At 74.3% G+C, this 331-nt stretch carries 1 protein-coding gene; it reads right to left on the reverse strand.

Annotated features, from left to right (window positions below; all coding sequences use genetic code 11):
- The coding region (locus AB0C29_RS40230; protein ID WP_360832144.1) for a GGDEF domain-containing protein at positions 1-331 on the reverse strand (331 nt) is incomplete at both ends.

Raw genomic sequence — 331 nt, forward strand, 5'->3', positions numbered from 1 at the left:
GCGCAGGTTGGCCCCGAGCCGCCGGCCCACCTCGGTGAGCACGGCGTCGCCGACGTCGTGCCCGCGCATGTCGTTGACGTTCTTGAAGCCGTCCAGGTCGAGGCCGACCAGGACCCGGGCCCGCTCGCGGACCGGCGGTTCGCGCAGCGCCCGGACCAGGCCGCGCCGGTTGGCCAGCCCGGTGAGCGGGTCGGTGTGGGCGAGCTCGCGGAAGTGCGTCTCGCGCTGGCGCAGCCGCAGGGTGTGCCGCTTGACGTCGGCCAGGGCCAGATACTGGCGGGCGACCAGCGCGAAGCCCTCGATGCTCACGCCGAGGAAGCCGAAGACGTCG

The organism is Actinoplanes sp. NPDC048791, from assembly GCF_040650095.1.
GTDB lineage: Bacteria > Actinomycetota > Actinomycetes > Mycobacteriales > Micromonosporaceae > Actinoplanes.